The sequence below is a fragment of the Pseudoalteromonas sp. SR45-5 genome (assembly GCF_014163565.1).
GTDB classification, from domain to species: Bacteria; Pseudomonadota; Gammaproteobacteria; order Enterobacterales; family Alteromonadaceae; genus Pseudoalteromonas; species Pseudoalteromonas distincta.
This window is the reverse complement of record NZ_JACJDN010000431.1, coordinates 1-3,573: the sequence shown is the minus strand read 5'-3', so window position 1 is coordinate 3,573 and position 3,573 is coordinate 1. Positions and strand designations below refer to the sequence as shown.

Sequence of the window (3,573 nt, the reverse complement as noted above, 5' to 3'; positions counted from 1 at the left end):
ATTGTAAAAACGTTTTTAAACTATAAAGAAACGCAAGACGATTTAGCCAGTGCAGAAGAAATGCTTAAAGATTCTGACCCTGAAATGCGTGAAATGGCGCAAGAAGAATATAAAGAAGCAAAAGCACAAATACTAGTGATTGAAGATCAAATTCAAGTATTAATGTTGCCAAAAGATCCGCGAGATAACAACAACGTGTTTGTTGAAGTACGTGCAGGGACGGGCGGCGATGAAGCGGCTATTTTTGCTGGTGACTTATTTCGTATGTACAGCCGCTACGCAGAAAATAAAAAATGGAAAGTAGAAGTTGTAAGCACCAATGAAGGTGAGCATGGCGGTTACAAAGAAGTTATTGCAAATATCAGTGGCGAAGGCGTTTACGGTCAATTAAAGTTTGAATCAGGTGTACACCGCGTACAACGTGTGCCAGAGACTGAATCACAAGGTCGTGTTCATACCTCAGCGTGTACTGTTGCGGTTATGGCAGAAGTACCAGAAGCTGAAGCGATACAAATTAATACAGCAGATTTAAAAGTTGATACATTTCGTGCATCAGGCGCAGGTGGTCAGCACGTAAATAAAACTGATTCTGCTATTCGACTTACACATATACCTACCGGTGTTGTGGTTGAGTGTCAGGATCAGCGTTCGCAGCATAAAAACCGCGCTAAAGCGATGTCAGTACTTGCAGCTCGACTGCAACAAGCTGAAGATGAAAAACGCCATGCGGCAGAAGCCTCTGAACGTCGTGACTTGGTAGGTAGTGGCGATCGTTCTGAGCGTATTCGTACTTATAACTACCCGCAAGGTCGTATTACCGATCACCGTATTAACTTAACACTTTATCGTTTAAACGAAGTGGTAGCTGGTGATTTAAGTGCGATTATTGACCCATTAATGCAAGAGCATCAAGCTGACTTACTTGCGGCCATGGGCGACGAGTAATTGTGGCTCACACTCTTGAACAAGCAATTGCTGCAGGTGCTGACTTATTAGCACTTAGCAGCGAAAGTGCTAAATTAGATGCACAAGTTTTACTTCTTCATATACTTCAAAAACCTCGCAGTTACCTTTTTACTTGGCCAGAACATGCGCTTAGTGATGAGCAACAATCGCAGTTTAATATATTTATCCAAAGACGTTTAAAAGGTGAGCCCGTAGCCCATATAACTGGGCTGCGTGAATTTTGGAGCTTATCGCTTGAAATTAACGCAACGACCCTAATACCTCGACCAGATACTGAAACATTAGTCGAGCAAGCACTTGAAATAGCGCTACCCGCTACAGCAAAGGTGCTGGATTTAGGCACAGGTACTGGTGCAATAGCGTTGGCACTGGGTAGTGAAATGCCTAATTGGCAAATTACTGCAGTAGATAGAGTAAGCGATGCAGTTGCACTTGCTACACGTAACCAGCAGCGATTAGCGATTAATAATGTACATGTTAAACAAAGTAACTGGTTTAGTGAGTTGCATGGCGAAAAATTCAATTTAATTGTCACTAACCCTCCTTATATAGAAAGTAGTGATATACATTTAAATCAGGGTGATGTGCGCTTTGAGCCTCTATCGGCATTAGTGGCTGATGATTGCGGAATGTCTGATATTAAACAAATAATTACACAATCACGTGACTATTTGTCATCTAATGGCTATCTTTTAATAGAACACGGTTTTGAGCAAGGTGAAGCTGTTCGTCATTTTTTTGAAAAAATGGCGTTTGTTAATATTAAAACAGTGAAAGACCTTGGTAACAATGACCGTGTAACACTTGCACTGTGGCCCTAGAGAATAATAATTGCCTACTAGTGCGTTAAATAATGCCATGAAGGAATTTCGACTATGATGGGTGATTTTTTATTTTCAGATGAACCAGAAGAAACAATCGATGAGATTGAACACGGTACCTGGAAAGTATTAATCGTTGATGATGAACCTGAAGTTCATGCTGTTACAAAACTAGCACTGAGTGATTTTGAATTTCAAAATAAACGCTTAGAGTTTATTAGTGCCTACTCAGGTGCTGAAGCGAAAGAGCTCATAAAAGAGCATCCAGATGCCGCTATTGTGCTACTTGACGTGGTAATGGAAACCGACGACGCTGGTTTGCAGGTTGCTAAGTTTATTCGTGAAGAAGCTAAAAATAATCATATACGGATTATTTTAAGAACAGGCCAACCTGGCCAGGCACCTGAACGTCAAGTCATTATTAATTATGATATTAACGATTACAAATCGAAAACGGAGCTAACGGCTCAAAAATTATTTACTGTTATTATGTCGAGCCTACGCTCGTATCGGGATATTATTTCGATTGAGCAATCACGCGAAGGGCTTGAGAAAATAATTATAGCGTCTCGTGATATTTTTTCTGCGCATTCAATAGAGCACTTTATTGAAGGCGTTATGCAGCAATTAACATCTTTATTGGGTATTGCTGATCAAGCTATGTATGCCACCACTTTAGTTGCACAAAACCCAGAACATGAAAAAAATAAAAAACTAATAGTTTGCTCTGGCACTGGCGATTTTGAAAAAAGTGAAGGTAAAGAGCTTGATGAGGTATTACAAGCTGAGCAGTTAAGTGCGTGTCATCAGGCGCTTAATGATAAAAGTATTATTTATAAAGATAATTACTTATTTGCGTACTGCAGTAGTGAGTACAATCATAACTCAATGCTGTTCATATCAGGTGTCCCAAAGGATTTAACGGATACTCAGCGTCATTTAATCAAAATATTTTCTCAAAATGTGCAACTTGCCTTTGAAAATGTGCAGCTTCAGTCTGAAATAGAAGCGACACAACAAGAGCTTGTTTATAGGTTAAGTGAAGCAGTAGAGCAGCGCTCAACCGAGACAGGTAATCATGTTAAACGTGTAGCACATATTTGTCATATTTTAGCTGAGGGCTATGGTTTATCTAAACATGATGCAGATTTAGTAAGGTTGGCGTCTCCTCTTCATGATGTAGGTAAAGTGGGTATTCCTGATGCGATTTTAAACAAACCAGCAAAGTTAGAACCTCAAGAATGGGAAGTGATGAAAACCCATACTGATAAAGGCTATACTATTTTAAAAGACTCTCCCCATGAAATTGTGAGTACAGGTGCAATTATTGCAAAAGAGCATCATGAAAAATGGGATGGGTCTGGTTACCCACAAGGTCTAAGCGGAAACGCAATTAATGTATTTGGTCGCATAGTCGCACTTGCTGATGTATACGATGCACTTCGCCATAAACGGTGTTATAAAGAGCCTTGGACATTACAAAATGTGGTTGATGAAATTAATGCTCAAAAAGGCACACATTTTGAACCAAAAATGGTTGAAGTATTTAACGAAAAGCTTGATGAGTTAGAGGCGGTTCTTAGCCGTTTTCCTGATTAAATTTTTATAAAACAGAAGTACAGGGGCATATGGATTATTTAGCAGTAAAGCACTCGCACATGGCAATTGCGATGTTAAGTGTAATATTATTTTATGTTCGCGCTTTTTCGCGAATGGGCAGTGGTAAAGTAGCAAAAAATAAAGCAGTAATGATTGGTAGTCACAGTATAGATACTTTGTTATTAGT

At 39.5% G+C, this 3,573-nt stretch carries 4 protein-coding genes; all 4 read left to right on the top strand.

Features of this window, described 5'->3' with window-relative positions:
* Positions 1-945, top strand: a 945-nt coding sequence (gene prfA / locus H5072_RS14645) for a peptide chain release factor 1 (protein WP_182693933.1), incomplete at its 5' end; no start/stop codon positions are given.
* Positions 946-947: 2 nt separating this feature from the next.
* The gene (prmC, locus tag H5072_RS14640; protein WP_182693932.1) at positions 948-1,787 is read left to right on the top strand and encodes a peptide chain release factor N(5)-glutamine methyltransferase; all 840 of its coding nucleotides are present in this window, start codon (positions 948-950) and stop codon (positions 1,785-1,787) included.
* 54 nt (positions 1,788-1,841) lie between these two features.
* On the top strand, positions 1,842-3,386 hold the full coding sequence (locus tag H5072_RS14635) for a response regulator (protein WP_002958556.1): 1,545 nt from the start codon (positions 1,842-1,844) through the stop codon (positions 3,384-3,386).
* A 29-nt stretch (positions 3,387-3,415) separates the two neighbouring features.
* The coding region (locus H5072_RS14630) for a SirB2 family protein (RefSeq protein ID WP_182693931.1) at positions 3,416-3,573 on the top strand (158 nt) is incomplete at its 3' end.